Consider the following 26,007-nt stretch of genomic DNA (forward strand, 5'->3'; position numbering starts at 1 on the left):
TTAAAGTGAAACGTTTTTGAGTTTCATGATGTAGTCAGAAATTAAAGTGTGTAAGTAGACTTGGAAGTGTAAAAAAAATGGAGTGTGCTGGAAGTTCAGAGTTGATACTTAGAAACCTCAGCATCATAGATGAGTGTAAGACATTGATTAAAGCTATTAATTTATTATAAACATTAAAATGAATTAAAGTACAGTGATATATACTACATATATTTTATAAACAAAAAGAATGCCCTCTTTTGTTTAAAAAAAGGAATTGTTTTCAGATTTTTAATGAATTTACATGAAAATTTCATATTCTAAACTATTGACTGGCATCTATCGTTAAAACAAAAAAAACCGCTGATTTGATTTGTTCAGATCAGCGGTTTGAAATCTCAATTTTTCCAATATTCATCAACACACTTTTGGATTTGTTTATTTTCTGAATTCGGCTTATCAAAACCTAACAGCACTACCCTTTGAGGTGTAAATGAAGCCATTTGTTGGATCTTTTTTGCTTTTGTCTGATCATCATTGATTTAAAAATTACTTCGTTGTGGCTTCGTACAAACGCTGTAAAATGGTAACAGCTTCAGCCCGTGTGACTAGCGCTTTTGGGAGAAGGTATCCTTCATTAGCGGTAAGGACCCCCATCTTGGTTAGGGTGTAGAATGCTTCTGCCTTTTGATCCTGGGAATCGCCATCATAGGAGTACTCTTCTCCAGTCTTGTCGATGTACAGCACCGGATAGTAGGCCGAGAAATTGTCATTGTAATTGGCCTGACGAACTTTCATATCCTTGTACTGCGCAGCTGCGGAAATCACTTCCTCAATCTCAGGATGAAGCGTCTGATTGGTATAATCCGTCCGAAGAGAGGCGATCATCATCACATCCCAGCGGGTCAATGGTTTGTCAGGCTTGACATAGAATTGATAGTTTGGATATTTCCCCCCAACACTTTCAGCATACGGCCAAACATAGTCCCCGTTGAATATTGCTGCAAAATCTTTATTCGCCCAGTGTTTACGCGCATCCACAAAGTCGGAAGATTCGCCAGAAGAATGATCGATTTCTGGAAAAAGCTTGTGAAACATATGTACAAATTCTGCTTTCGTTATAGTTTTGCTTGGTTTGAAGGTCCCATCTGCATAGCCCTTGACAACGCCCTTGTCGACCATGGAACGAATCGATTCGGCAGCCCATTCATATTTGGTTCCTTCCACATCAGAAAACATGTTTGCCGCAAATGCAGATTGACCGAAAAACAGTGTCGTCGCAACCAACGGGGTGATAAGCCATTTCTTTTTGAACATCTCTTTCCACTTCCTTTAGGTAAAATTTATGTATAAAATAGTTCTCTAGACTCAATTTTATATCGGCATTTCAAAAGAAAATGATGATATTAGAGAGAAAAAAGTACTGTTAAACAGTATTTTGGAATATCGACAATCCGTGTTTGAAAAATGCTATGGATACAAGTTCTAAAGCTTCTTCATATTCGGGTAAACCCGTCGGGAAACGCACCACGGTTCTCCCCCTTTTACTCTACCTATTATCAAAGATTGTTATTGGAGTAAAAATGGAGTAAGAACACTTAGGTATGGAACTTTGTGACATCTTAAAATACTGCCCGCTAGTTTAAAGCAGCCGAGTGACCGGCTGCTGTGGTAGCATTGAATTAGTATGCAACAATAATTTCATTAATTTTGACTGGAATACTCGTTATTGAGTTGAGATTAAATTCAAGGTTCTTTGATAATGAACAATATAGATATATTTAAAAAATAGTCGGTACCATTCCTCCATCCATACGGATTGGAGAACCTTTAAATGCAGATGCATAAGGACTACATACAAATGTAGCTAGTCTACCTATTTCAATAGGCTTGATAAATCGCTGTATTTCAGATTGAGGCAGGTTGGTAACCATAAAATCTTTTTCTTTTTCTGAAAAAGTCATATCTTCATGAGGATACATACTCTCAATTATTTGGTGCACATTCTCAGAGAGTGTTGGTCCTGGCATGATCGTATTGACTGTAACTTCTGTTCCTATTGTTAATTTAGATAAGCTTTTTGACAATGATAACAACATAGATTTTGTCATACAATACTGAGGCATCTGTCCTGAAGGCATAATTGCTTCTTCACTCGCAATAAAAATAATGCGACCATAATCATTTTTCAACATTTTAGGTAAATAAAATTTTGATAATCCATTTGCAGCAAGAACGTTAGTGCGGAAGTATTTTTCCCATACTTCATCGTCTACGTCCTCATATTGCATAATTTCATAAATACCCGTATTGTTAACTAAAATATCAATATTAGGGTATTTTTCGAATAAAGCATCTCTTTGTCCAATATCCACAATATCGGCTGTGGCATTTTGAGGAGAGGTAGCTGGGAAATCTGACTTAATTTCATTTACAGTTCGTTCTACCTCTTCATAATTTCGTCCATTAATTAGTACATTAACACCTTCTTTGGCTAGTTCAATGGCAATTGCTTTACCTATACCTTTCGTTGATCCTGTAACTAAAGCTGTTTTATGGTTTAATCCCATATCCATAATACACTTCTCCTTTTTTAAAACAGTCTTGTGCTCCGGATAGTGATTATGTTATCTTGTCTGGATTGTCCAGTAACTAGTATAATGCGCCAAAGTTCTTGTTTAACACGCCAAATGACAAAACTCATTAGGCAGTCCTAGCGTGCTCCTGATATCGAGTTTGTACCTAAATGTTCAGTCCGCCAATTTGAAGGTGTATCACCCTCCCATAGGCGGAAGGCGCGGTAAAACGAGTTCTGGTCTTCATATCCAATCAAGAATGCCACCTCTTTAATATCAAGCGAGGGGTCTGCCAAGTACTTTCGTGCCTGCTCATGTCTAGCTTGTGTCAACAGAAGCTTGAAGCTCGTGTTTTCGTCAGTAAGCCGGCGTTGCAAGGTACGATCGCTCATACCGAGCTCCTTCGCCACAGCCTGAATGTCGGGGCGCCCTCCTGTAAGGCTACGTTTCATGATCCATTTGACCATCTCGCTAATTGAGCGGCTGCGCTGCTGTTCATCCAACGACCGGTCCAAAACAGGAGTCAGGATCTCCAGCAGCTCTTCGTTGTACGAGACAAAGGGGCGGCCCAGATCTCTTCGATGTAGCGTCAATCGGTTACGTTTTGCACCAATCCGGATACGACAGCCGAAGTAAGCTTCAAGCGCCTGTACATCACCCATGGAGTGCGAAAATTCAACAAGCTGCGCGGTCAAAGGTTGACCTGTGCCCCGGCGTCCAATCTCCAGAAGACAAGCCAGCGTGATACCAACCAGCATCGGCGGACCAGATTGCTCGGGAGACAGCCATTCCAGATCAATTGTGCAGTTCTCGCCCTCCTCAGTGATATGTAGGCTTTCCGGGGGACACAGTTGTTTGTACCGAGCCATTCGGTTTAGAGCGTCGCGGTAGTCCCGAGCGTGGTAAGTCGCTAAGACGGTCGGTGGGTACTTCGCTGTATCAAAGACGGTCGCAAGCTTGATGATTCCTTGGGCAGTGTCACCAATGAGATCAGAATATGCCTGCCAGATCGCGAAATATTGGGCAGTGTTGACTACTGGTTCAGTAATAATGGTGATCGGCAGTCGTGCTTTGCGAGCGACGTCGTGGGCGCCAAACCCTAATTGACATAATCCTGCCCACAATCCTGGCGGGATTTTAATACGGTCAGAAGTATGAGACTTCATACATATGGGCCTCCTTTATATACTTACATATTCATTAGTTTTGGTTGCAATGGGGTCCCTCTTAAGTACACATAAGAATACTCTTAAGTACGTTAAGGTGTCTACATTAACGTACTAAGCTGCGGCAAATGTTACATCTTCTTGTTATCTGTGCTACTTTCAATCAATGGCGAGGAATATGGCGAATTACTTAATCATGATAAAATTCTGTTAATGGCATGAACGACTCATCCTCAACACCAAAAAAACACACCCATATGTTTATGAGTGTGTTTTTAAAACCTCAAACCACCGACACTCCTAGGAATGTCATTCCTCCACGCTTCTTATATTTAAAAATTAAGGCTTCAAGAAAGGCCCGTTTTCACCGATCTTACCGGGAGCAGGATTACCCGGGAGATCAAGTACATATACCCTTAAGTTTCCTTTTCCCGAAACTGTCAGATTGAGCGTCCCATTCGTGACCTCTTTGACGTCTCCAGGAATTTAGAGTGGAATATGTTGATTTATAAGGAGGAAATAGCGGATTTTATGTAAAACATCTTTTTCTCTTTACGTGTAAATTAAATCTATTCGAAATCTCAGCAACTTAAAAATGATCAAGTAATAGAATTGGGTTGTGGAGCGATACCCGCTTGTGTTTTATGGTGGGCAAAATTATTTTGCTCACCATTTCAAAGGTTTCTGATTACTTAAATGCATCCCAAAATTTCATTACATAAATCTGTTTGGTTCTCTCCAGGCTCCTATATATCTCTCTTATGACGGATCGAAAATAAAGCAGCAGATCTAAATAGTTCTTCGAATCACGCTTTTGGTTGCCGCCGCCTCAAAAATCGTCTCAATCAGCACCAATACACGGTGTACTTCTTCGCTTTTGATTGCAATCTCCGCTTTTCCTTCGATGGTGGAGACAAAATTTTCATAAAAGCTTTCTGCAGCAGCAGGTATTTTTTCAATCGGGAACTTAAGGGTGGATTCCTCAGACGGCGGCGCCATCGTTTTCGTCAATCCTTGACCTGCTTGAATCGGCTTGGGTTCCACGTGAGCGACATCTGGATTTCGGGTGACGATCTCTCCGCTCAAATCCCAATCCCTAATCACTGCGGTTCCTTCGGTTCCTTTAATATACCAGCGCGGTAGCTTTACGTAATTGGTTGTACCCACTTCAATGACTGCTGTCAGGCCATCCTTGAACTCAATAAAGCTGGTAAAGCCGTCATCCACTTCAGTCCCCAAAATATAGCTTAGGGTAGCAGCTACGCTTTCTATTTTGCTGTCCGTAATCTGAAGCAACTGGTCCAATAGATGTACTCCCCAATCCAGCAGCATTCCTCCTCCATACGCCTTTAGTTGCCGCCAGTCACCTGGAATCCCATTAGCCCCCTGAACTCGCGATTCCAGCTGGAAAAGCTCGCCTACGGTCTTATTACCAATTATATCTTTGATAATTCGGAAGTCTTCATCCCATCGACGGTTTTGATGTACTGTAAACACACGATTTTCTTTCTTCGCCACCTCAACAATATCCAAGAAATCCGCGCTCGTTATCGTAACTGGTTTTTCGCAAATGACATGTTTTCCGGCTTGTAGCGCCTGGATCGCGATTTCCTTATGAACATCATTAGGTGTTGCTATCAAAACAATATCCACGGCCTGATCGGCCAGAACGGCATCCAGGCTAGCGTAGGTTTTATAGCCGGCAGCCGCAGCCAGTTCCATTCGGTAATCGACAATATCATATACACCGCCAACGGCAAGTTGCTGATTAGATTCGATCAATTGAACATGGTAGCTTCCCATGCCTCCATAACCGATAATAACTACATTGTATATACGATTGCCCATTTTCTTCTTCCTCCACTTCTGATTTAAGCCCACCACCATATCAAGCGGTTGCTCATGGATCCATAAATTTTAAAGTCCTCGTAACTCTCCCTTCACTTCGTCGGATAGCTCTATCATACAAATCTCATGAAAAGCTTTCCTCCTCATTTCTTGCTGTATTATTCCCGAATATTGTCCTGCGGTATTTCAATGGTGATGTTCCTGTCGCTTCCTTAAAGAGATGATGAAACGTCTTTACACTGCTGAATCCTGCTGCCTCTGCGACCTCAGTGATCGGATTGTTTTCATTCAACAAAATCCATTTGGCCTTGTTCAGTCTGTAATCATTCAAAAATGCTACAAAGGTCATCCCCGTATTCTTCTTAAACAGTCTGGCGAAATAATAGGGACTGAAACCCATATAATCAGCGACATTCTTCAGCGAGATGGTTTCATGATAATGGCATTCCACATACTCAAAAATACGTTCCAGCTTATAAAGGGTGTCCTTTGATTGTGTTAAGGTTCTTTCAGAAATTTCAGGAAGCCTTGGCGTCATGCTTCTCGGCACTTCACGCATAATAAGAGTCAACATCTCAAACAGCTTGGCTTTGATCATATAGGCATGACCTTCGTGGTGGTTGACATTCTCATCATAAATGCTCTGAATCAGAGGAAGCATTTTAGCTGCAGTTTCTTCTGGCCAGTTCCAGCTTGATTGCTCCATCTCCGTAAATATATATCGAAGAGGGCGTTTCTGATCACTTAATGTGGAAACCTCTTGAAAAAAACTCAGATCAAATTGAATAACCACCCGTTCGCTGTCGGGAGAAGCCAAGAAATAATGAACATCACCCCCATTTATAAACTGAACTTCACCTTGTTTCATGCGTATCGAAATATCGTTAATTCCCAGATCCAAGGTTCCTTGGGTCACATATATAATTTCAATTTCCTTATGCCAGTGAGGGTAGCAAAGCACGTCGCCTTTATTAATAAAACTCCGAAAAGGAAAATGTCGGTCGAGCTCCGGGATTTCTAAATAAAAATTCATTCTGGTAGACTCCTTTTGTTGTAAAGTTCAAAAAAGCCGTACACATGACTATTGATAATTATGCTGCACTGCATTCCTTCTTCTCCTCTTCATTTTTCTCCTTCTCAACTTTCGAATAAAATTCCCTCTCCCTTTTGAATTGTAAGCGTTTAACATTCTTTTTCCTACCCTATCAATCATAGTTTTTATTCAGTAAAACAACTGTTAGGCTTCCTTACTAACCTAATTTTGCAAACACAAAGTTATGCCTCAATTATGAGCGGTTTGGCGCCCGAAAACAATTTGGGCTGATCTTATTTGCCCCTTCCGCTTGCAGTTACTTCAGATAACCGGGTTTCGCCTTAACTGGATTAAACACAATTAAAGTTAAATACGCGTAAAATTGTCAAATGACTTTTTTTACATTTTCTATATAAAAATATATATACATTTCCAATCTAATGGTATATTCTAGTAAAAAAATACTCATATAAAAAAATATGACCTACTGGAGGGTTAGGCCTTGAAGAGACTATTCGCTTTAAGTTGTGCTTTCTATCTGTTAATCGGCGTCACCAGTGTGGTGCTTGGTGCATTACTGCCGACTTTACTGCCTCACTATGGACGGGGGTACAGTGATGGTGGATTACTGCTGTTCCTGCAGTTTTTCGGATTTCTTGTCGGTGTTCTGCTAACCCCCTTCATGGCTCTACATATGGGTCGCAAGTCCATGTTATCCATAGCCCTGGGCAGTATCGTGGCAGCGTGCATTATCTTGGGTGTACTGCCCTCATGGAATTGGGTCATCGCAATGGCCATCTGGATTGGCTTCGGCTCAGGCATCATTGAATCGTCCATCGGAGCGTTTACAATTGAGTTCACGGAGGAACAAAAGGCCGTAGCCATGTCTAAGCTGGATGTCTATTTTGCACTTGGTGCACTGCTTATTCCGGCGATCGTTAGCCTGTATATCTGGCTTGGAATGTGGAATCTAACCTTTTACACCATCTCCCTTCTCACTTTTATCTTAGCGCTGTTATGGCTTACCATGCCTGCTTCCGCCTCCTCTCACCTTACCCAAGCAGACATCCGAACTACTGAACGTTCAGTTGAACAAGCCCGTTACTCAGGACAGCATCGTGTATTGCTAGGAATCTTCATTATATTCTTCTTTGTTTATATGGGTCTTGAACTAGGGCTCATGAACTTCCTACCTTCTATTCTGACAGAGACGCTACAGCTTCAGGGATCCGTAGCCTCGCTGGGTGTCAGTGTGCTTTGGATTGCAATGATCATTGGTCGTATGTTTTCAGGAAGGATTGCAGAGTCGGCAGGATATATTCCTTTCCTGCTCTGGAGTGCAATCGGTACTTTCTGTTTCCTAGTTGCCATGGTGTTTATATCCAGCCAATGGGCTACATACCTCATAATTTTCGGTGCAGGTCTATTCATGTCTGGACTCTTCTGTATCGCGCTTGTGTATGCCAACGTGCTGATTCCGGGAATGACCGAGCGGACAACTAGCATTCTGATTGCGTCGGGCGGAATTGGCGGCTCGGTGCTTCAATATGTAATAGGCTGGAGCATGAGCGAATGGCCCGTGACGGCTAGCCTTTGGATTTTAGGAGGGTTTACTCTGATTTTGCTGCTGGCACTTATTCTCACGCATCTATGGAATGATCGGGGTAGCCGAGTAGTTGACTCCCTTGTCCATCAGGGCAAGGAAGGATGATATTGTTTAGCTCTTAGGGGAGGTGAGGCCTATCACATTTTGGCTTTTCGGGCTGATTCTGCTGCTGCGGTTATCTCTTATCTGTGAAATCGCAGTATTTTGGGGAGGTGAGTTCAGCCGCATTATGCTGTAATAGGGCGGTACACATTATAAGGATGACTTAATAAGAATGCATATTCTGATATGGAGGGGAAGTTTCGTGCATACCTTAACCAAAGAACGTTTCAGATACGGAAAAGGCATTACTCTGATTGACGATTCGGGTAAGGAATATTTGGATGGCGTATCTGGCACTTTCAATCTCTCGCTCGGTTATAATCACCCTCATGTCGTCACCAAGGTACAGGAACAAGTCGCCAATCTTGCCCACATGTCCTCATCCTTTACCGAGCCTTACGTCGAGGAAGTCCTGGATCATCTGATCCAGTATACGCCGAACGGCATCGACGCGGGATGGATGAGAGATATTACCGGCTCCACAGCGAACGAATGCGCTGTAAAGCTAGCCCAGAAATATACCGGAGCGCTCGATATAATCAGCCTGTATCTATCCCATCATGGGCAGACCCAGTTCGCAACAGGCATATCCGGCAACGCCTTCCGGCGGAGGAAATTTCCCAACTCGGCTGCAGCAAATTCCCTGCATGTACCTGCTCCCTACTGCTATCGCTGCCCGTTTAATTCTTCGCCTGACAAGTGTGGCTATCAATGCGTCGAAGCCATATCGGATGCCATTGAGTATGCAAGCTCAGGCTCTGTGGCCTGCATGATTATTGAACCCATCTTGGGCAACGGAGGCAATATCATCCCACCTGCAGGATATTTTAAGCGGCTCCGTCAGCTGTGCAACGAGTACGGGCTGATCCTGATCGCTGATGAGGTGCAGACCGGGATTGGGCGGACAGGCTACATGTTTGCAAGTGAGTTGTTGGATATCCAGCCAGATATCATTACTCTCGCCAAGGGTCTCGGCGGCATTGGTGTACCGGTAGCAGCGGTATTAATGCAGTCTCGTCTTAATGTCCTGGAGAAGCACGAGCACTCCTTCACCTCAGGCAGCAATCTAATCTCGGTTACGGCAGCCAAAGCCACGTTGGAGGTTGTATCTGAGCCCGGTTTTCTGGAAGCCGTTCGGTCCAAAGGAAGCCTGCTCGGAACCCTGCTGACGGAGATGGCCGACAAGCACGATTGCATTGGTGAGGCTCGTGGCGTCGGACTGATGTGGGGACTGGAAATTGTCGACGAGGACGATGCCCCGGATGCAGTGAAAAGCAATGGGATTATCGATCGTGCATTTGACGAACAGCAATTAATTCTCAGAGGTTCCCGTTACGGTTATGGCAATGTGGTTAAAGTGAGACCTTCCCTCACGGCTACAGAAGATGAGATTGTCGAAATTGTTAAACGGCTTGACACCGTTCTTGCTACCCTTCACTAACGATCTGCCCAATAGGCAAAAGGAGGAATTATTCATGCTTGCACTGGTATACAAATCAGCTTGGGATATCGCACTTGAGGAAAGACCTATCCCGGAGATTAAAAAAGATAACGATGTACTTGTCCGGATTCGGGCGACAGGCGTATGCGGTACGGATCTAGGCATCATTAGTGGCAAATATCATGCCGTGCCGTCCACGATCTTGGGCCACGAATCAGCGGGGGATGTGATCGCTGTAGGATCAGCCGTCAGTTCACTGCAGCCTGGGGACCGTGTGGTGATTGATCCAACATATTACTGCGGTCAATGCGAAATGTGCCGGACAGGAAGACAGAATCATTGCACACATAAAGCCGTAACAGAGACCGGAGTCAGCGCCGACGGTACGTTCACCGATTATTATGTGACTGAGGACCGTTTTTTGTACAAGCTGAAGGATCATATCAGCTACGAAGAAGCGACGCTGACCGAACCGCTGAGCTGTATGCTAACCGGGATCAACCAGATTAACCTGCTGCCGAACTTCACAACCGTTATTCTAGGCGCAGGTCCGATCGGGATTCTGTACAGCTATGCTCTTGCTTCGAAAGGTGTAACTGGTTGCCTCGTTGATATCTCGGAGGAGCGGCTCGCCATAGCGGATTCCATTGCCCCTGAGCGATGGTCCGCGCACGCCACACTGGAGTCGGCCATTCATGAGCTAGCTCCGTTAAAGAATCAGGTGGACATGATTGTGGATACCACAGGAGTGGTCGGCACTGAGGTATTAAGCCAGCTTGCGAGCGGCGGGTATTTGATGCTGGTGGGGCTGAGAGATGGGATAAGCTCGTTTAATCCGAAAGAGGTCGTTGACCGTAGCCTTAAAATCATCGGCTCGATTGATTCTCTGGGCACGTTCTCCACGGCGCATTACCTGATTGAGCAGCAGATCATTCCCGCCAAAAAAATCATTACCCACTCGTATCCGCTTGATGACTACCATGAAGCCTTTAAGACACTTGGATGCAATATCAGCGAGCGGACACTTCAGCCTTCGTCTCAGGCGATCAAGATTGTGCTGCAATCGAATGGCTCGGGCAACTAAATTTAGCTACTAACAAGGGGGAGAATGGACATGACGAGCATTCATCATGTTACACCGACGAATCATGAATGCACAGGAGGCCCATCAGCGTCCGTTCCGGTCAAAGCGGTCATCTTCGACATGGACGGGGTGTTGGTAGACAGTGAACCGATTTATTTTGAAGTTGAACGCAGCTCCTTTGCCCATTTCGGTGCGTCCATGACGGAAGAAGAGCACCATACCTATGTTGGAGTGACACTCGAATCTATGTGGCGTCAGGTACTGGACAGACATCAGCTCACCAATACGGTGGAAGAGGCCCTGACCTATCACCGAAAAAATGTGATGCAGACGATGATTGCACACGAGGGCCTTGTGGCGATCGACGGACTGGAACGGTGGCTGGACTGGCTGCAAGAGAAAGGGATTCCGGTCGCGGTAGCCTCTTCCTCTCCACGGGCGCTAATTGATCTCATTATGGAAAAGACAGGACTTGGCCGTTACTTCGACATTCGAATCACCGGTGAAGAGGTATTGCAGGGTAAGCCGGCACCGGACATTTTCTTATACGCCGCCGAACAGCTAGGCATTGCACCGGCCCATTGCATCGTTATTGAGGATTCACAGAACGGTGTCCAGGCAGCCAAAAGCGCAGGAATGCACTGCATCGGCTTCCACAATCCCGGCTCCGGCCGGCAGGATCTGTCCAGAGCCGATCGCTGGATTCTCAGCTATGACGACCTGTGGGCGATCAAAGAGAATCTGCCGTTCGATGAGAAGTTGCTTGCTAAGAGCAAGAGCCGAAATGTACCGGAAGGCATACCCCCTTTATAATCATATGGAATCGTCCGATCTTTACTATGATTGAGGGTACTAAACAATGCCCCTTGGAATATACACTGGAGAATGTATTTATCCTTCCCTGTGTGTACTCTAAGGGGCGTGCTTTACATCGAAGTGGTCTAGTTGAAACGAGTAATTTCCCGGTTCAACACACAACCTCGTAAAAACTGTCTTTTTGACATATAACTGATCTCCTGACGGTTTTAAATCCTCTATTCGTATGCAGCAAAACTTATATAGAAAAATGGGGTGCTGTTAACACCCCAAACTGGATTCATCGATATATATCCTGCTTCATCTGAACAGTAATTTTGCCGTATATTCAGCTCTTTCTGTCTTCTTCGGTAATTAGAGAACTGTAAGCCGGAATTGTAACTGTTCCTTTCTTCACCTCTACATTCTTTGAGGTGGAGAAGACCACTTTCCATTTACCCTTATCGAAATCTTTCATCTGCAGGGTAACCGGCTCTCCAGACAGGTTATGATATACATACAGTGTTTCTTTGCCTGAAGTACGTTTAAATGCGGTCACGCTGGCAGAACCTGCTTGTATAGGTTGCAAACTGTCGCTGCGTAAAGCTTCATGTTCTTCTCTCAGACGGATGAGTGTGCGATAGCTTTCCAGCAGGGAATCATCGTTCTTCAGCTGCACTTCCACCGATACCTCGCCTGTGTTGTATTTGGGTTTCTCCCACGTCGTTTGACCAGGGCCATCTCCCTTGTACCAGCGCATAGGCTCACGAAGATACTCATCAGGCTTCTCTCCCTTCATACCGATTTCTTCCCCGTAATAGAGGAACGGCTGACCCGGAAGCGTCAAAAGAATGGAAGCAGCCAGCTTGGCTTTTCGCACATCCCCGCCCAGTTCGCTCATGACACGGGTCTGGTCATGGTTGCTCAGGAACGGAGCATCCAGTGCCGCCTTATTATACGATTTGTACAGTTGCAGCGTTTTCTCGGCGAATGCCGCGATACCCTGATCTCGACCGTTTTTCACGGAGTTCAAAATCGTTCCACCCAGGTCAAAATTAAACAGGGAATGGAGCGGTCCGTAATAAGGAGCTATGGTCTCCGGTTTGTCCCATACCTCTCCTGCCAGATATACATTTGGATTTACCTTCTCCATCTCGGAACGGAATTCATTCCACCAAGCGATGTTCTTATCCGCACCATCCTTCGTCTGACCTCTAAAAATATGCATCGCCGCGTCTAGCCGGAACCCGTCTGCACCCTGCTGCAGCCAATACTTGCCGACTTTGATCATTTCTTTGCGGACTTCGGGATTGTCAAAGTTCAGATCCGGCATGCCCGACCAGAATGTACCGTAGAAATACCCTTCGCCATTCGGATTCTTATGCCATACCTGCTGACCCCACGAGCCCTTTTCTTCCAAATCTGTGTTCTCATCCGCCCATACGTAATAGTCGTGGTATTTGCTTTGTGGGTTGGCACTGGCCTCCTTAAACCATGGGTGCTCGCTGCTCGAATGATTGATAACAAGGTCCATGATCACCTTGACGCCCTTTCGGTCCGCTTCTTTCATCAAGGTGCGGAAATCATTTAGACTCCCATACTGCGGGTCCACCTGATAGTAATCAGTTACATCATATTTATGGTAGCTTGGAGATGGATTAAGGGGCATAAGCCAGAGGCCGCTGACCTGCAAATCCTTACCCGAATGGGGTTTTCCATCGTTTAAGTAATCAAGTTTTTGTGTGATTCCTTTCAAATCACCGTGTCCGTCTCCATTCGAATCATAAAAAGAATTGATATAAATTTCATAAAATACGCCGCTTCCACTAGAAACCGGAGGCTTATGTCCGTTCATTTCCTGCTCTGCCATTGCACCTGAAGCGAACATCGTGAGCATAGGCACCGTTAACATGGCGGTGGACAATCTTCTTAAGCGTTTGTTACGTGTCAAAAAAATCAGCTCCTTTGATTGTTATGGGTGCGTTTTCATTATAAATAGAAACAATCCAAAAAAAGGGGATATTTATTATCTATTATGGTGGAAAATATCGATCTTATTGTTTTATCTCTGTAGCGAGCGAAAAGAGGAGCAGACTCTATGTCTACTCCTCTTTAAGAAATTATTCTCTTTCTTAGATTTAGTACTTTCGATTTGCTGAATAAAAGAATGTCTGCTGTCGTCCAAATCAGTTCAGGAAATATATCTTAATTTAATGCGTTTTGAAGCTCTGTGCAGCGAAGACTTTACTGAATTTTCACTCTTGTTTAAGATTCTAGCCGTTTCTTTTATGGAGTATCCTCGGACTAAACGCAATTCAAGTACCGTCCTTTGCTCGGTATTACTTGCCATCAAAAGAATTCGATTGACCTCCTCCTGAATTTCAAAATCGAGGATATCCCAGTGATAGTGGAACAGCTCCTTACGTAAGTTGTATTCATCCATCTTTTTTCGTTTTCTGATTAAATCTATAGCTAAATTTTTAGCAATTCTCAAAAGATAAAATCGAATACGATCTTGAGGCAAGTCAGGTGAAGCTCTTATAAACCGAATAAAGCACTCATGCAACAAATCTTCAGCATCCTGTTTGTTATGCAATATCCTCAATAGATAGCCAAAGAGGTCTGATTTGCAAGATAAATATAGATCCTCCACACCTTTAATATCCATATTATTGCTTGTCCCTTCTGTTTTGTTTGGAATCGGCAAGTCACTTTATTGTCTTAAATTCATATCCCTGCTTTTTTAAATATCTTATGATTTCAGGCAAGGCTTTGGCTGTTTCTCCCTTCCCATAAGTGTCATGCATGAGTACCACTGCTTTTTCTCTAGTCCCCATGTTCCTTATGAATTCGCGAATTAATTGTTCAGCATTCTTAGGTGCACCTTCTGCATCTTTAGGTAACACATTCCAGTCAATCTGATGATAATCCTTAGCCTGTAGAGCTTTGTCCAGCACTTCCATACCATCGGGATCATTTCTCTGCCATGTCATATGGCCGCCTGGAAAACGAATTACTCTTGTGGAAAAATTCTGCCCCAATATTTGCTTTAAAACTTGATTTGTTTTTTCAATATCGTTCATAAAAATACTCGAATTCACAGTCTGATTAGGATACAAATAACTGTAGTCATGTGAGTAGGTATGATTTCCGATAGCATGTCCTTCCTTAACCACTCTTTTTGTTATTTTTTTAGCCACTTCATTTTCTTCTACTGCTTTTCCTGCTACAAAAAACGTTGCTTTCACATTTTCTTCTTTAAGAACATCCAATATTTTAGGCGTTACGGTGACCGATGGTCCATCATCAAAAGATAAATAGACTACTTTTTTACCGTCTATCCCCTCAGGCCGATGCCCTTGCATTTGCTGATTCAAGTACTTTTCAACAAATGCTGCATCTTCAACACCCGAAACATTTTTTAGAGGTGATTCACTCCCTTTGGATTCGTTATTTAATTTGTCGGTTGATACTGAGTTTATTTTTTCTGCAAATTCAATCGTTTTTACCGGCTGTTGTTTACTACTAAAGATATCAAAGAGTTTTAAAATAATTAGAACAATACAAATGATAATAATAAACAGTAGTCTTCTTCTATTTCTCTTCATCCGATGAGCTCTGGTTCTATTATACGTATAGCTTTTTTCCATAGTATATGTTCCTCCAAAAATCTAGAAGCTGTTTACGTGTTCATTTTGCGACCATGTGCCAATACAATTATTCGTATCTCAATGCATCTATAGGCTTTAAACTTGCTGCTTTATAAGCCGGGTATACTCCAAATAGGATGCCTGTGCCCGCAGAGCTAAGAAACGAATATATAATAGGCGAGATCGTAAATTCAATGGCCATATGTGCCGTTGCTTCGATTATTTTGGACGCTCCTATGCCTGTTACAACCCCGATTGTACCTCCTAACAGACCAAAGATGACCGCTTCAGATAGGAATTGAATCATAATATCTCTTGGCTTGGCGCCAATGGCTTTCCGAATACCGATTTCTCTTGTACGCTCTATAACCGAAACCATCATAATATTCATAATTCCGATTCCCCCTACCACAAGCGATATCGCGGCTACACCACCCAGCAAGCTGGTCATGATATTATCTACACCGGAAGCTGCACCTGCTGCCTCTGACTGACTCATAATTTGAAATTGATCCGGTTCCGAGGGTTTTAGCTGATGCGTCACACGCAAGCTTTCCAATATATCTAGACGAGCCTGATTCATCAAAGCTGGTGACTTGGCAGACACGTCCAATCCCGTAATGTTTTTCTCACCCAGACGGTTTATCATAGTTGTAGCAGGGATGTAAATTTGTTCATTAGTACTATAGCTTAAATTCGTAACTGGCTGAGTATTCAATACTCCGATCACCTTGAAAGGAATCTGTTTAATTTGAAACGTTCGTCCCAATATATTTTGGGTATCTCCACCAAAAAGACGTTGAACTGCTTGGCTTTCAAGAATAGCGACATTCATACGTTTATCCATCTCATCGTTGGTAAATGTTCTGCCCTCGGCAAAGGAAAACTTTTTGACCTTATAGAATGAAGTGGAAGTCCCTACAATAGTAGCGTTATAGTTATATCGCCCCCACGCAGCTTTAGAATTGCTCGATATATTCGGCATCAATGCATCTATAGAATTCTTTTGTTCCAACGCCTCGACATCAGCCCAAGTAAACGATGGCGTGTTGTCCAAATCTATTTCACCATCGACCATTGTCATAGCTGGAGCAACCATCAATACGTTATTCCCTAATTTATTAATTTCTGCTTTTATGCGGGCTGTAGAGCCGTTTCCGATCGCCATAATGGCAATAACCGCTGCCACCCCGATAATAATACCGAGAATCGTTAAAAAGGAGCGCAGCTTATTGGTCGTTAAACTATTAATTGATACACGGATCGTTTCCATTAAATTCATAGGCTTGCCATCCTTGATGAAATTCTCCTGTTGGTAATACTTTCATCCCGCTCAATATCCCCATCCCGAAAGCTGATCAGTCGCTTGGCATATTCAGCGATTTCCAGCTCATGAGTTACCAAGACGATGGTTTTCCCCTGCTCATTCAAGCCTTGGAACAGCTCCATAATCTCGACGCTCGTCTTCGTATCCAGCGCTCCCGTAGGCTCATCCGCCAGCAGAATAACAGGATTATTCACCAACGCACGCGCAATGGAGACACGTTGCTGCTGACCGCCAGAAAGCTCATTAGGCTTGTTGTACATCCGTTCTGCAAGCCCTACACTTCGAAGCGCCTCCACAGCTCGTTCCCGGCGTTCCTTGGCAGGTATTCCTGCATACATCATAGGTAGCTCTACATTTGCTAATGCTGTAGTTCGGGAAAGTAGATAGAATTTCTGAAATACAAAACCCAATTTCTGATTTCGAATCTCGGAAAGCTCGTTCTCACGAGCATCCAATATGGAATACCCATCCAGATAGTACTTCCCGGTATCAGGATGATCGAGGCACCCAATGACATTCATCATAGTGGACTTACCCGAACCAGAGGGGCCCATTATGGCAACAAACTCACCTTCGTTAATAGATAAATCAACACCACGTAGAGCCTGAATCTCCTGACCGCCTACTTCATATATTTTTTTTAGTTCTTTAATTTCAATAACGCTTTTATTCAAACGAGCATCATTCATTATGCCTGACCTCCATCAGGGTCCTGACCCTCTTGACTGCCATTCGAACCACCATCACCCTGAGGTGGAATAACAATGGTCTCGCCTTCCTTGACACCGGACTTGATTTCGGCCTGATCCGCTGTATAAACACCCAGCTTCACTGGTCTGAATTCATAATCTGCAGGATTATTCGGATTCTTTGCTACATATACTCCGTCCACTCCACCTTCGGATCTCAATGCAAACAATGGAACAGACAACGCACCTTTACGTTCAGCCAAAAGGAGTGACACATCCATGTTCATCCCCGGTTGAAGTCTTATCTTTTGACTTTCCAAAGACAATTCGATTTTGTATGTAGTCACATTGGATTCGGTAATCGGCTCTGGAGAAACAAAGAGGACTTCGCCATTGAATTGTTTGTCCGGGAAAGAATTCGTGTGCATCGTAGCCCGGAGCCCAGTTCTCATTTTAGCAATATCACTTTCGTTAACCTTGGCACTAACCTTCATAACGCCTGTATTGGAGTTGTTCATAACAATGAAAGGTGCTGTAGGACTGGTACCCACATCGCCGTTGATCTTCAACACAATTCCATCCCACGGGGCTGTAACCTGTAATTTGTTCAGGACACTTTTTTTCTGCTCCAACTCCGTTTCAGCCTGTTGTAAAGAGGCCTGAGCAGATTGAATGTTAGAAACATCAGGCGGGGACTGTGCTGCCTTTAATTGTATTAAAGCTGTTTTGTAGCCCATTTCCGCGTCCTCAATGGCCTGATTTTGTTTGACCTGTACCTTTTTATATTGCAGCTCAGCATTACTTATATCCAATTTTGCCTTATCTAAGTTTTGCTTGGCCGTCGCGAGGTCACTTTCTGCTGCCGCATCATTCTGAACCAGATAAGCCTGGTCATCATAATCCTTTTGTGCTTTATCCAAAGTCACCTTGGCTGCCTCTTTTTGTGCAGTGGCTTCCTCTAATTCCATCCCGTCCTTGGCTGTTTTTATCGCCATCTGTGCCTTTAAGACATTTGCCTTCTGGAGCTCAATATCACTGGTCTTCGGTCCACGCTTGGTTTCCTCCAGCTTGGCTCGGGCAATCGCTACATTGGATTCAGCATTTTTAATTTGTAACCTGGAATCGGAATCATCCAAACGAGCTAGCACTTGACCCGCCTTGACACTATCTCCTGCTTTGACATTGACAGCAATGAGCTTGGCACCCTCAACATTTGTAAAATTAATATTCACTTCCTTAGATGCCTGAACGGTCCCAGTCACTTTAAGCGACTCGGTCATGTTTGTTTTCTGTACCTGTACGATCTGGTTCGCAGGACTCTCCACAGGCTTTTCCTGCCCCTTTTTCATATAAATAAAACTTCCAATTCCCGCTATAATAATCAAGACAAGAATACCTATGATCCCTTTCAACCTTTTTTTTCTTCTTAACACTTGCAATGCATCTTTCTTTTCTGTTTCCGACAATGTTATATCCCCTTAAAATGTATTTTTTCTAAAACCTATACGCTCCATGGTTTGTTTAAAGCATGTTGCAGCATTGTCATTTGAACAATTAATTCATCCTTATTCCGTTCAATTTGCTTCACTTTTAACTGATTAGTGGCTACCTCCGTACCTGTAGCAAATCCTCGTTCCTTTTTTTTACGTGATATATCTAATACTTTATTAGCGTTCTGTAGATTACTTTGCATTTGTTCGTATTGTTCATAACTCTGTTGTAAGTTAAAGTACATATTCTTCAGTGTTTCGGCTAATTGATCCTTGGTATTTTCCAATCCGCCTTCCGCGGAGTCTACATCAATCTGTTTAATTTCATAATCGTCAGTTCCCGAGTTCCACGTGTAATATTTAATTTCCATCTTGGCCAGCTTGACAGCCTCCTCCTGCCTCCATACCGAAGGACTCGCCGAAATGGCACGCGTCACAAGCGTATCTAAATTCGTGTTATCCATCTTCCGATAAACAGGTCGATCCACCAGTTCATACACCGTACCTTGAGGTTTCCCTATTTGCGTATTTAGTGAATCCATCGCTTTTAGCAGCGCAGCTTTTGCTATCTCTACATTTTTTTGTGCTTCTAGTCTAGTCTGGATAATGGTACTTTGATCACCTGGAGAAATTTTCCCGCGCTTGGCTTTCGCCACTGCAGCTTTTTCTTCCAATAACGCAAGTGAAAGTGCATCCTCACTGCTCTTTACCTTGTTTTCAGCCAGAAGTACATCATAATAGTTTTTCATTGTTGTGTAGTCTGCCTGATCTTGAGCAAGCTCGATTTGCTTCTTGGATTCCAGATAAGAAACCGTCGATGAGGCATACCCCTTCCAGGCTGAACTACTAGCCGCGTCCTCTTCACCGTTGCCTGTACCTGCTGGAATGAAATCCAGATTCTTACCTGCATTTTTTAGGTTAATCCGGTTACGATCTATCGTTTGCTGTGCCTCCTTCAAGCTAAAGCTATTAGATCGTGCCCATTGTTGCGCCTGACTCAGTGTTATTTTCACACTTGCATTGGAAACCTGCTGCTGCTCTGCATGGACAAAGGACTCCGAAAAAGAACTGGCCGATAAGGCCAACAACAATAACATGAACATACGTTTTTTCATAGAATCCCCCTCTTTCTAAGTTTCGTTAGTCTAATAAATACGTTGTTATGTGAATTTAAATCCTTTCTCTACATTACAATCTCTTTGTATGACTCCACATCATGGATATTGTGAATTGAGAACTGCATCGTCTATAATCCGTGCAGATTCCAGAAGGGAGGTAACATCCTGCCCTCCTGCTATTATTTCACACACGGCTTATCGCTCTTTACAGCATCTTTAAATCCAATTGACGAAGGTACAGGAAACGTACAATAAGGAAAGAAAAGAATTGGATTGCCCAGAAGCACAACATAATCTGAATCAGCGTAAAATGAACGGGTACTCCATATATTCCAGACGGTTCTGACATCACTAAACAAAGCACTATTCCTGTAGATGATACGACTAATGGCAAAAGAAATAGGAATGCAATTTGTCTGGAGGCAGATCGTCTCATTTCCCTTGAGTTTAGGCCGATTTTCGATAAAGCTCGGTATATTTCTTCATCCCGCTGAAGATCTACATATAATCTGAAATACAGCAGGCTTACCGTACTTGCCAACATAATAATGGCGATAAATCCGCCGATAAATTCACTAATATTCAGATCCATCTCCGATGTCAAATAATCCACCGCTCTAGAGTTAAGCACCCCTTTATTCACCTTGTTGGCCAACACGGAATACAACCATATCTCCTGTTGAGTTTCAGAAGTTTCTAATGAAAGTTGACCATTCTTCCATTTTGGCACAAAATAATAAACAGATTTGTATGCTAATGGAACATTGAAGTACCGTTGTTCAACTAAATGGTCGTAAGTTCCATCTGAAACAACAAGTAACCTTCCTAGTTCAGAGATGATGTTTTCAACAAACTTTGTGCTATGGTCTATCTTCTGAGTATCCGTAATCTGAATATTCATAGTCTGAGCTTTTCCTTGATTGTAAGTTAGCCTTTTTTCAAAAAAGGTTTTCTGTTCTTCTAAAGACATTCCATTAGAATCAAAAATGAAAATGCCTTGATGATCCCGAAGTGCAGCTGTCTGTTTTAGTTCCTTAAACCTGGAAGTAAGAGCTTCATAGTTGGATTGTTTCATCACAGGTGCGAGCTGTTCACGAAAGGGAAAGATCAGTATTTCACTTTTCGAATAATCCACCCCAGCCGTATAAAGATTTTGGTCAATCTCTTTTTCAAGCTCGATAAAACTTACAACATCAGAAGTAAATGCGAATGAATAAGATTGCTCCCTTAGAAATCTTTTTTGCTGCTGCATGGAGTCAAAAGTTGACGCTGCTCCTACACAGGAAATGATAGAAATTAAGGTAATCAATGAAAACAGCCCGGCATTATTCCTAATTTTGTATGTGATCTCAGATAACCATAACAAACGTGTTCCGCTCCAAGACCATTTCCTGTTAGCTCTAAGCAATTGAATGAATAGTACACATAATTGAGTATAAAATAAGTAAGTACCAATAAACCCCATTACAATTGTGTATTTAAATGTGTCTCCAACCGAATAGTGCAATATATAAAAAGAAAGAGTTCCTAAACGATACGGTGCCAGATAAATGTATGGTGGAAAATCAAGCTTCATTAAATATACAGCCGCTCCTATTAACGCTATTGCAAGAAAGGACAGACTCCATGAAGCTTTTAATTCCTTTTTGAGCTGTGGAACCTTGCTAAAAAGCTGCTGTAATTTAAAATGGCGTATGAAGAAAACAGACACAAGTGAGATTAATATAAACAAAAACATAAAGCCAATTCCTGTGAAAGCCAGTGCTTTCCAAGGAAAATAAAACGTTAAATACATTCCTATGACATTGGAGCCCAAAAGCAGAAAGAATTTCGCTGAAATAAATCCTCCGATAATCCCGGTAACCAAGGATAAAAAGCCTATAATTAGATTTTCATATGCCACCAAAAAATAAATTTGTCTGTGATGTGTCCCTAAAATGGTCAGTATACCCAATTCTTTCTTACGTGCAGCAACAAAGATATGGTTTGTGTATAATACGAAAAAAAAGGAAAATACAAAAATCAACAGATCAGCAACTTGTAATCCTTTTTTTACATTAGCTGCTGTGATTGCACTTGAGACATCCGGGTGAAAAATAAATATCGCATATACGAAAAAAATCGAAATCATCAATGAGCTGCTTAAATAATAAGGTACATAAGCACGTACATTGCGTTTGAGATTATTCCATGCTAACTGACGAAAGCTCATGTGCATGTCTAATTCCCCCCAAAAAGGAGAGCATATCTATGATTTCCTGAAAAAATATTTGCTGACTATGACTACGGTGGATTTCATTATATAACTCACCATCTTTTATAAAAATTACCCGATCACAATAACTGGCTTCCATTGCACCGTGTGTTACCAGCACGATTGTGGAATAATCTACACGGTGTATAAGTCCCAGCATTTCCATCACAACACGTGAAGACTTGGAATCGAGATTTCCAGTGGGTTCATCTGCGAGCAGGAGTGAAGGAGAGTGAATCATAGCCCTACCAATGGCTGCCCGTTGCTTTTGTCCCCCTGACACCTCATAAGGCCGTTTATCCAAAATATCAAAAATATCCAGTTTCTTAGCTACATCTTCCAGTTTGTGCTCCATTTCCTTTAATCCTTTTTTATTCAGCATCAGAGGAAACAGTATGTTCTCTCCCAAAGTGAGGGTTTCCAGCAAATTATAGTCCTGAAATACAAGTCCCAGCTCTTTGCGACGAAATAAAGCCAGCTTATCCTTCTTGAGCTGATTTAGATTTTCACCTTTAATGCAAACCTCGCCAGAAGTCGGCATATCAATGGTCGAAATCATGTTTAATAATGTGGTCTTCCCACTACCAGACGGCCCCATAATACCAACAAACTCACCTTGTTTGATCGTTAAATGGATGTTGTTAAGGGCTCGGTAGGGAACCTTGCCATAGTATATTTTGGTGACTTGATCCATTCGTACAATCTCCATAATTCATTCCTTTCCTTTTCCTATGTTATGATCATAATCCATCCAGACAAGTGAAGCGATCGATTAACATTACAAAAACCTTAAATGTGTTGTAAGGTTTCTCATTTGTGAATTGAAAACAGGATTTGAACCGTCGTCCCTTCACCAACCGTCGATTTCAGTTGAATGTCATGATTCAGTCTTTTGCAGATTTCAGACACTAAATAGAGTCCCATCCCGGTTGATTCACGATACTTCCGCCCATTTTCACCTGTATAATAAGCCTCAAATACCCGTTCTACGTCTTTTTTAGGGATACCAATCCCCTCATCCTGTACTTCCAACACAATGACATGCTCTCTTACGTCAGACATTAGTTTCAGACTGCGGGCATGACCTGAAGAGTATTTCACCGCATTGGTCACCAATTGGTTAATTATGAATCTTAGCCACTTGGCATCGGTAATCACACTCAACCGCTCGTCCACTTCATTGGAAGGATAAATTTCGTTGCGAATCAATAACCTTTTGTTATCATAAATCACATCACTAACCAGTTTTCGTAATACAACAGGCTCCACATGAAAGTCAGGTTCAAAAGATTCCAACCGTGACATATATAAAATCATGTCTAGTCCTTTTCCCATTCGATCAATCTCATCGTGAATCTGATCCGATTCGGGATCTATTTTTCCTTTAAGGATTAAATGAATAACAGAAAGAGGAGTTTTCATCTGGTGAACCCACTGATTGATAAACGTAATATGATCGCGCTGCTGATGCTCTAACTGATGAATTCGGGACTGATACAATCGGTAATATTGTAAAAGCAAATGTTGCAAAGAAGAGGCTAACGGATTAAGTACCTTCATCTGAATAAGCTCATCTAAATCTCTAATGTTTGCAGTGGATAATATGCGATATAAACCAGAGTACATGACATACCGGAAGAGCAAATAAACCAGCAAAATGGAGGCCCCAAAAAAGACGGAATACAGGGCCGTCGACCAGTTGCGGTAACCATCCATCCAATAGATACTTAACACAAGAAAAAGTTGGGTGATATTAAAAATCACCAGCGAAAAATGGTCGCGCCAAAAAAGCTTCACCGTTCTTCCTCCTCACTCAAGTGAAGCCGATAGCCAGCCCCTCTAACCGTCTCTATGATATCCTCCAGTCCCAGCTCACTCAGCTTTTTTCGGACCCGAGTGACATAAACATTCAGTGTGTTTTCGCCCACATATTGGTGGTCATCCCATAAAGCCTCTAAGAGATGAACTCTACCCACAACCTGCTTAGGATACGTCATCAATAGCTCTAGCAGTGCTGCTTCCTTCTGGCTAATTTCTACCTGCTTGTCATGGAATATAAGTTCCATAATATCGGGATATAGCGTCAAATCTGCCACTTTTAAGGAACGTGATTTTGGGGCAACAGCATAAGAGCCATAGGCACGTCGCAGATTGCTTTCTACTTTGGCTAATAGTACTTCGGGATAAAATGGTTTCGTAATGTAATCATCTGCTCCGTTTTGCAAAGCAATGACCTGATCCATTTTATCATCGCGTGCAGACACAAAAAGGATGGGGCATGTAGACTGAGTCCGTATTTGCCTGCACCAATAAAATCCATCAAAGCGAGGTAGATTCACATCAAGTAGTACCAAATCAGGCTTTACCTCTTGAAAGATAGCCAGAACTTGATCAAAATTTGAAACGTTAATCCCTTGATAACCATATTTCTCAAGATAGGATTGGAGCAAGGAACTGATTTGAGGATCATCCTCTACTATTAATATCTTTTGCATCGTGTTTTCTACCTTCTTAGTGCTTGAATTTTTAACAACTGATTTCTCTATATAATGCCTTTATTTGATCGTTCAAGCAATAACAACAATCTAACCCCCTTGGTTGTAGATTTAGGAGGTTTTCATGGTGGTGTATATTGAATCCCGAATAATATGCATGGTACCGAGCACCAGAGTGATTAACAATATAATTATAATAACGATAACGGTGACTGTTATAATGGTTTTTTTGGGAATTTTTAATGTTTCATTGAAACTTTGCTTTGGATCTTTCAAAATCTGCTCACTTCTTTCCTTGCCTAGCTGTTTACCAGCATAACAGCTTCTACATAATGAACAACAGTTGAAACTTACAAAAACCTTTATTTTGTTGTAAGGTTTCTGATTAGCCACAAACCATCGTCAGCTTAAACTAGCGTATGTACATAACAAAAATGCCCGGCTAGAGAATCTTTTTTCTGATTCTCAAGCCCGGGCAGTTTATCCTTTCTATCCTTTTACAGCGGAACCCACCGTCATTGCCCGCTCCACTTGTTCACTCAAGAACAGATAGACTAGTACCATCGGTAGGGAAGCGATAGTCATAACAGCTCCCATGGCCCCCCAATCCGTGCTGTAGGAGCCCTGGAAGAAAAGCAAGCCTAGCGGCAAGGTCTTCATATTCTCATCAGAAATCAGAATATAGGCCAAAGTGAACTCATTCCAGTTGTTCAAGAACTGAAAAATGGCTACAGTCGCAATTGCAGGCATTGCAAGCGGCATAATGATTTTCAGGAACAGTCTATAAATATTAGCTCCATCCATACATGCCGCCTCTTCAATCTCCTTGGGAATCCCTGCCAGGAACCCATAGAAAATCATTGACGAGAAAGGAAGGCCAATTGCGATATAGGGAAGAATAAGAGCTCCATACGTATTCGTAAGATGAAAATCGCGAACCAGAATCGCCAGCGGTATCATAATAACCTGTAGCGGCATAAACATTCCTATGATCATATAAGTTCGTACAGCAGACCGAAACCTCCACCTCATGCGAGCCACTGCAAAGGCAAACATCAGTGCCAGTAAAAGGATGAACAGAGTCGAAATCGTTGACACGACCAGACTGTTCAGAAAGTAACGAGGGATATTAAATTGCGTCCAGGCATTGATGTAATTTTCGTAACGAAAATGCGTTGGTAGTCCGAATGGGTTGGTAACAAAGATCTCATCATTGTTCTTCAACGAGTAGGAAACCATCCAGAACAACGGATAAATCGAAACAATCACATACAACCACAGCGGTATCTGCAGGACAGCTTGTCTGAACTTGCTCACAGCGGTTTTACTCATTTCGTTCTCCTTTTCAATACGC

The 26,007-nt window shown here is 42.6% G+C and carries 21 protein-coding genes; 4 read left to right on the forward strand and 17 right to left on the reverse strand.

Features of this window, described 5'->3' with window-relative positions:
* Window positions 1–528: 528 nt before the first annotated feature.
* The 5 genes from ACQW03_RS25040 to ACQW03_RS25060 all read right to left on the reverse strand — a co-directional run bounded on the left by ACQW03_RS25040 (window position 529) and on the right by ACQW03_RS25060 (window position 6,602).
* The gene (locus ACQW03_RS25040; RefSeq protein WP_076294710.1) at window positions 529–1,296 is read right to left on the reverse strand and encodes an S-layer homology domain-containing protein; all 768 of its coding nucleotides are present in this window, start codon (window positions 1,294–1,296) and stop codon (window positions 529–531) included.
* A gap of 464 nt (window positions 1,297–1,760) precedes the next feature.
* The gene (locus ACQW03_RS25045; RefSeq protein ID WP_025723368.1) at window positions 1,761–2,555 is read right to left on the reverse strand and encodes an SDR family NAD(P)-dependent oxidoreductase; all 795 of its coding nucleotides are present in this window, start codon (window positions 2,553–2,555) and stop codon (window positions 1,761–1,763) included.
* Window positions 2,556–2,692: 137 nt separating this feature from the next.
* Window positions 2,693–3,721: a helix-turn-helix domain-containing protein gene (locus ACQW03_RS25050; RefSeq protein ID WP_441952548.1), complete on the reverse strand. Its 1,029-nt coding sequence runs from the start codon at window positions 3,719–3,721 to the stop codon at window positions 2,693–2,695.
* A 789-nt stretch (window positions 3,722–4,510) separates the two neighbouring features.
* Window positions 4,511–5,569: a Gfo/Idh/MocA family protein gene (locus ACQW03_RS25055; RefSeq protein ID WP_256703409.1), complete on the reverse strand. Its 1,059-nt coding sequence runs from the start codon at window positions 5,567–5,569 to the stop codon at window positions 4,511–4,513.
* 124 nt (window positions 5,570–5,693) lie between these two features.
* Entirely contained in the window at window positions 5,694–6,602 is a 909-nt protein-coding gene (locus ACQW03_RS25060; protein ID WP_209942186.1) for an AraC family transcriptional regulator, read from the reverse strand.
* 502 nt (window positions 6,603–7,104) lie between these two features.
* Here ACQW03_RS25060 and ACQW03_RS25065 point away from each other — a divergent pair.
* From ACQW03_RS25065 to ACQW03_RS25080, 4 genes are all read left to right on the forward strand, one after another.
* Window positions 7,105–8,313 (forward strand): MFS transporter, encoded by a 1,209-nt coding sequence (locus tag ACQW03_RS25065; RefSeq protein ID WP_441952551.1) that lies wholly within the window; start codon window positions 7,105–7,107, stop codon window positions 8,311–8,313.
* Window positions 8,314–8,512: 199 nt separating this feature from the next.
* Window positions 8,513–9,751: an aspartate aminotransferase family protein gene (locus tag ACQW03_RS25070; RefSeq protein ID WP_076294704.1), complete on the forward strand. Its 1,239-nt coding sequence runs from the start codon at window positions 8,513–8,515 to the stop codon at window positions 9,749–9,751.
* 34 nt (window positions 9,752–9,785) lie between these two features.
* A complete protein-coding gene (gene gutB1 / locus ACQW03_RS25075; protein ID WP_220031364.1) occupies window positions 9,786–10,835 on the forward strand; it encodes a 2-amino-2-deoxy-D-mannitol dehydrogenase GutB1 in 1,050 nt (349 codons plus the stop codon).
* A 30-nt stretch (window positions 10,836–10,865) separates the two neighbouring features.
* Window positions 10,866–11,648, forward strand: coding sequence for an HAD family hydrolase (locus ACQW03_RS25080; RefSeq protein ID WP_441952554.1), 783 nt, complete (start codon window positions 10,866–10,868; stop codon window positions 11,646–11,648).
* 331 nt (window positions 11,649–11,979) lie between these two features.
* Here the strand turns inward: ACQW03_RS25080 and ACQW03_RS25085 are convergent, their stop codons facing one another.
* From ACQW03_RS25085 to ACQW03_RS25140, 12 genes are all read right to left on the reverse strand, one after another.
* Window positions 11,980–13,581, reverse strand: a complete 1,602-nt coding sequence (locus tag ACQW03_RS25085; protein ID WP_441952556.1) for an alpha-amylase family glycosyl hydrolase — start codon at window positions 13,579–13,581, stop codon at window positions 11,980–11,982.
* Window positions 13,582–13,821: 240 nt separating this feature from the next.
* The gene (locus tag ACQW03_RS25090; protein WP_025723377.1) at window positions 13,822–14,298 is read right to left on the reverse strand and encodes an RNA polymerase sigma factor; all 477 of its coding nucleotides are present in this window, start codon (window positions 14,296–14,298) and stop codon (window positions 13,822–13,824) included.
* Window positions 14,299–14,338: 40 nt separating this feature from the next.
* Window positions 14,339–15,280, reverse strand: a complete 942-nt coding sequence (locus ACQW03_RS25095; protein WP_441952558.1) for a polysaccharide deacetylase family protein — start codon at window positions 15,278–15,280, stop codon at window positions 14,339–14,341.
* 67 nt (window positions 15,281–15,347) lie between these two features.
* Window positions 15,348–16,562 carry an ABC transporter permease gene (locus tag ACQW03_RS25100; RefSeq protein ID WP_441952560.1) on the reverse strand — a complete coding sequence of 405 codons (1,215 nt, stop codon included), beginning with the start codon at window positions 16,560–16,562 and terminating at the stop codon, window positions 15,348–15,350.
* The gene (locus ACQW03_RS25105) at window positions 16,559–17,296 is read right to left on the reverse strand and encodes an ABC transporter ATP-binding protein (RefSeq protein WP_076294698.1); all 738 of its coding nucleotides are present in this window, start codon (window positions 17,294–17,296) and stop codon (window positions 16,559–16,561) included. The genes ACQW03_RS25100 and ACQW03_RS25105 overlap by 4 nt, the downstream gene beginning before the upstream one ends.
* The gene (locus ACQW03_RS25110; RefSeq protein WP_076294697.1) at window positions 17,296–18,762 is read right to left on the reverse strand and encodes an efflux RND transporter periplasmic adaptor subunit; all 1,467 of its coding nucleotides are present in this window, start codon (window positions 18,760–18,762) and stop codon (window positions 17,296–17,298) included. The genes ACQW03_RS25105 and ACQW03_RS25110 overlap by 1 nt, the downstream gene beginning before the upstream one ends.
* Window positions 18,763–18,797: 35 nt before the next feature.
* Window positions 18,798–19,901, reverse strand: coding sequence for a TolC family protein (locus ACQW03_RS25115; protein WP_441952563.1), 1,104 nt, complete (start codon window positions 19,899–19,901; stop codon window positions 18,798–18,800).
* Between the two features lie 208 nt (window positions 19,902–20,109).
* The gene (locus ACQW03_RS25120; protein WP_441952565.1) at window positions 20,110–22,122 is read right to left on the reverse strand and encodes an ABC transporter permease; all 2,013 of its coding nucleotides are present in this window, start codon (window positions 22,120–22,122) and stop codon (window positions 20,110–20,112) included.
* Entirely contained in the window at window positions 22,088–22,867 is a 780-nt protein-coding gene (locus ACQW03_RS25125) for an ABC transporter ATP-binding protein (RefSeq protein WP_441952567.1), read from the reverse strand. The genes ACQW03_RS25120 and ACQW03_RS25125 overlap by 35 nt, the downstream gene beginning before the upstream one ends.
* Before the next feature lie 101 nt (window positions 22,868–22,968).
* Window positions 22,969–23,955 carry a sensor histidine kinase gene (locus ACQW03_RS25130; protein ID WP_220031357.1) on the reverse strand — a complete coding sequence of 329 codons (987 nt, stop codon included), beginning with the start codon at window positions 23,953–23,955 and terminating at the stop codon, window positions 22,969–22,971.
* Window positions 23,952–24,653 carry a response regulator transcription factor gene (locus tag ACQW03_RS25135; protein WP_220031356.1) on the reverse strand — a complete coding sequence of 234 codons (702 nt, stop codon included), beginning with the start codon at window positions 24,651–24,653 and terminating at the stop codon, window positions 23,952–23,954. Before ACQW03_RS25135 ends, ACQW03_RS25130 begins: the two co-directional genes overlap by 4 nt.
* 489 nt (window positions 24,654–25,142) lie before the next feature.
* Window positions 25,143–25,985: a carbohydrate ABC transporter permease gene (locus ACQW03_RS25140; protein ID WP_025723644.1), complete on the reverse strand. Its 843-nt coding sequence runs from the start codon at window positions 25,983–25,985 to the stop codon at window positions 25,143–25,145.
* Window positions 25,986–26,007: the final 22 nt, after the last annotated feature.

This window comes from Paenibacillus sp. DRB1-1, from assembly GCF_052119485.1.
GTDB lineage: Bacteria > Bacillota > Bacilli > Paenibacillales > Paenibacillaceae > Paenibacillus > Paenibacillus polymyxa_B.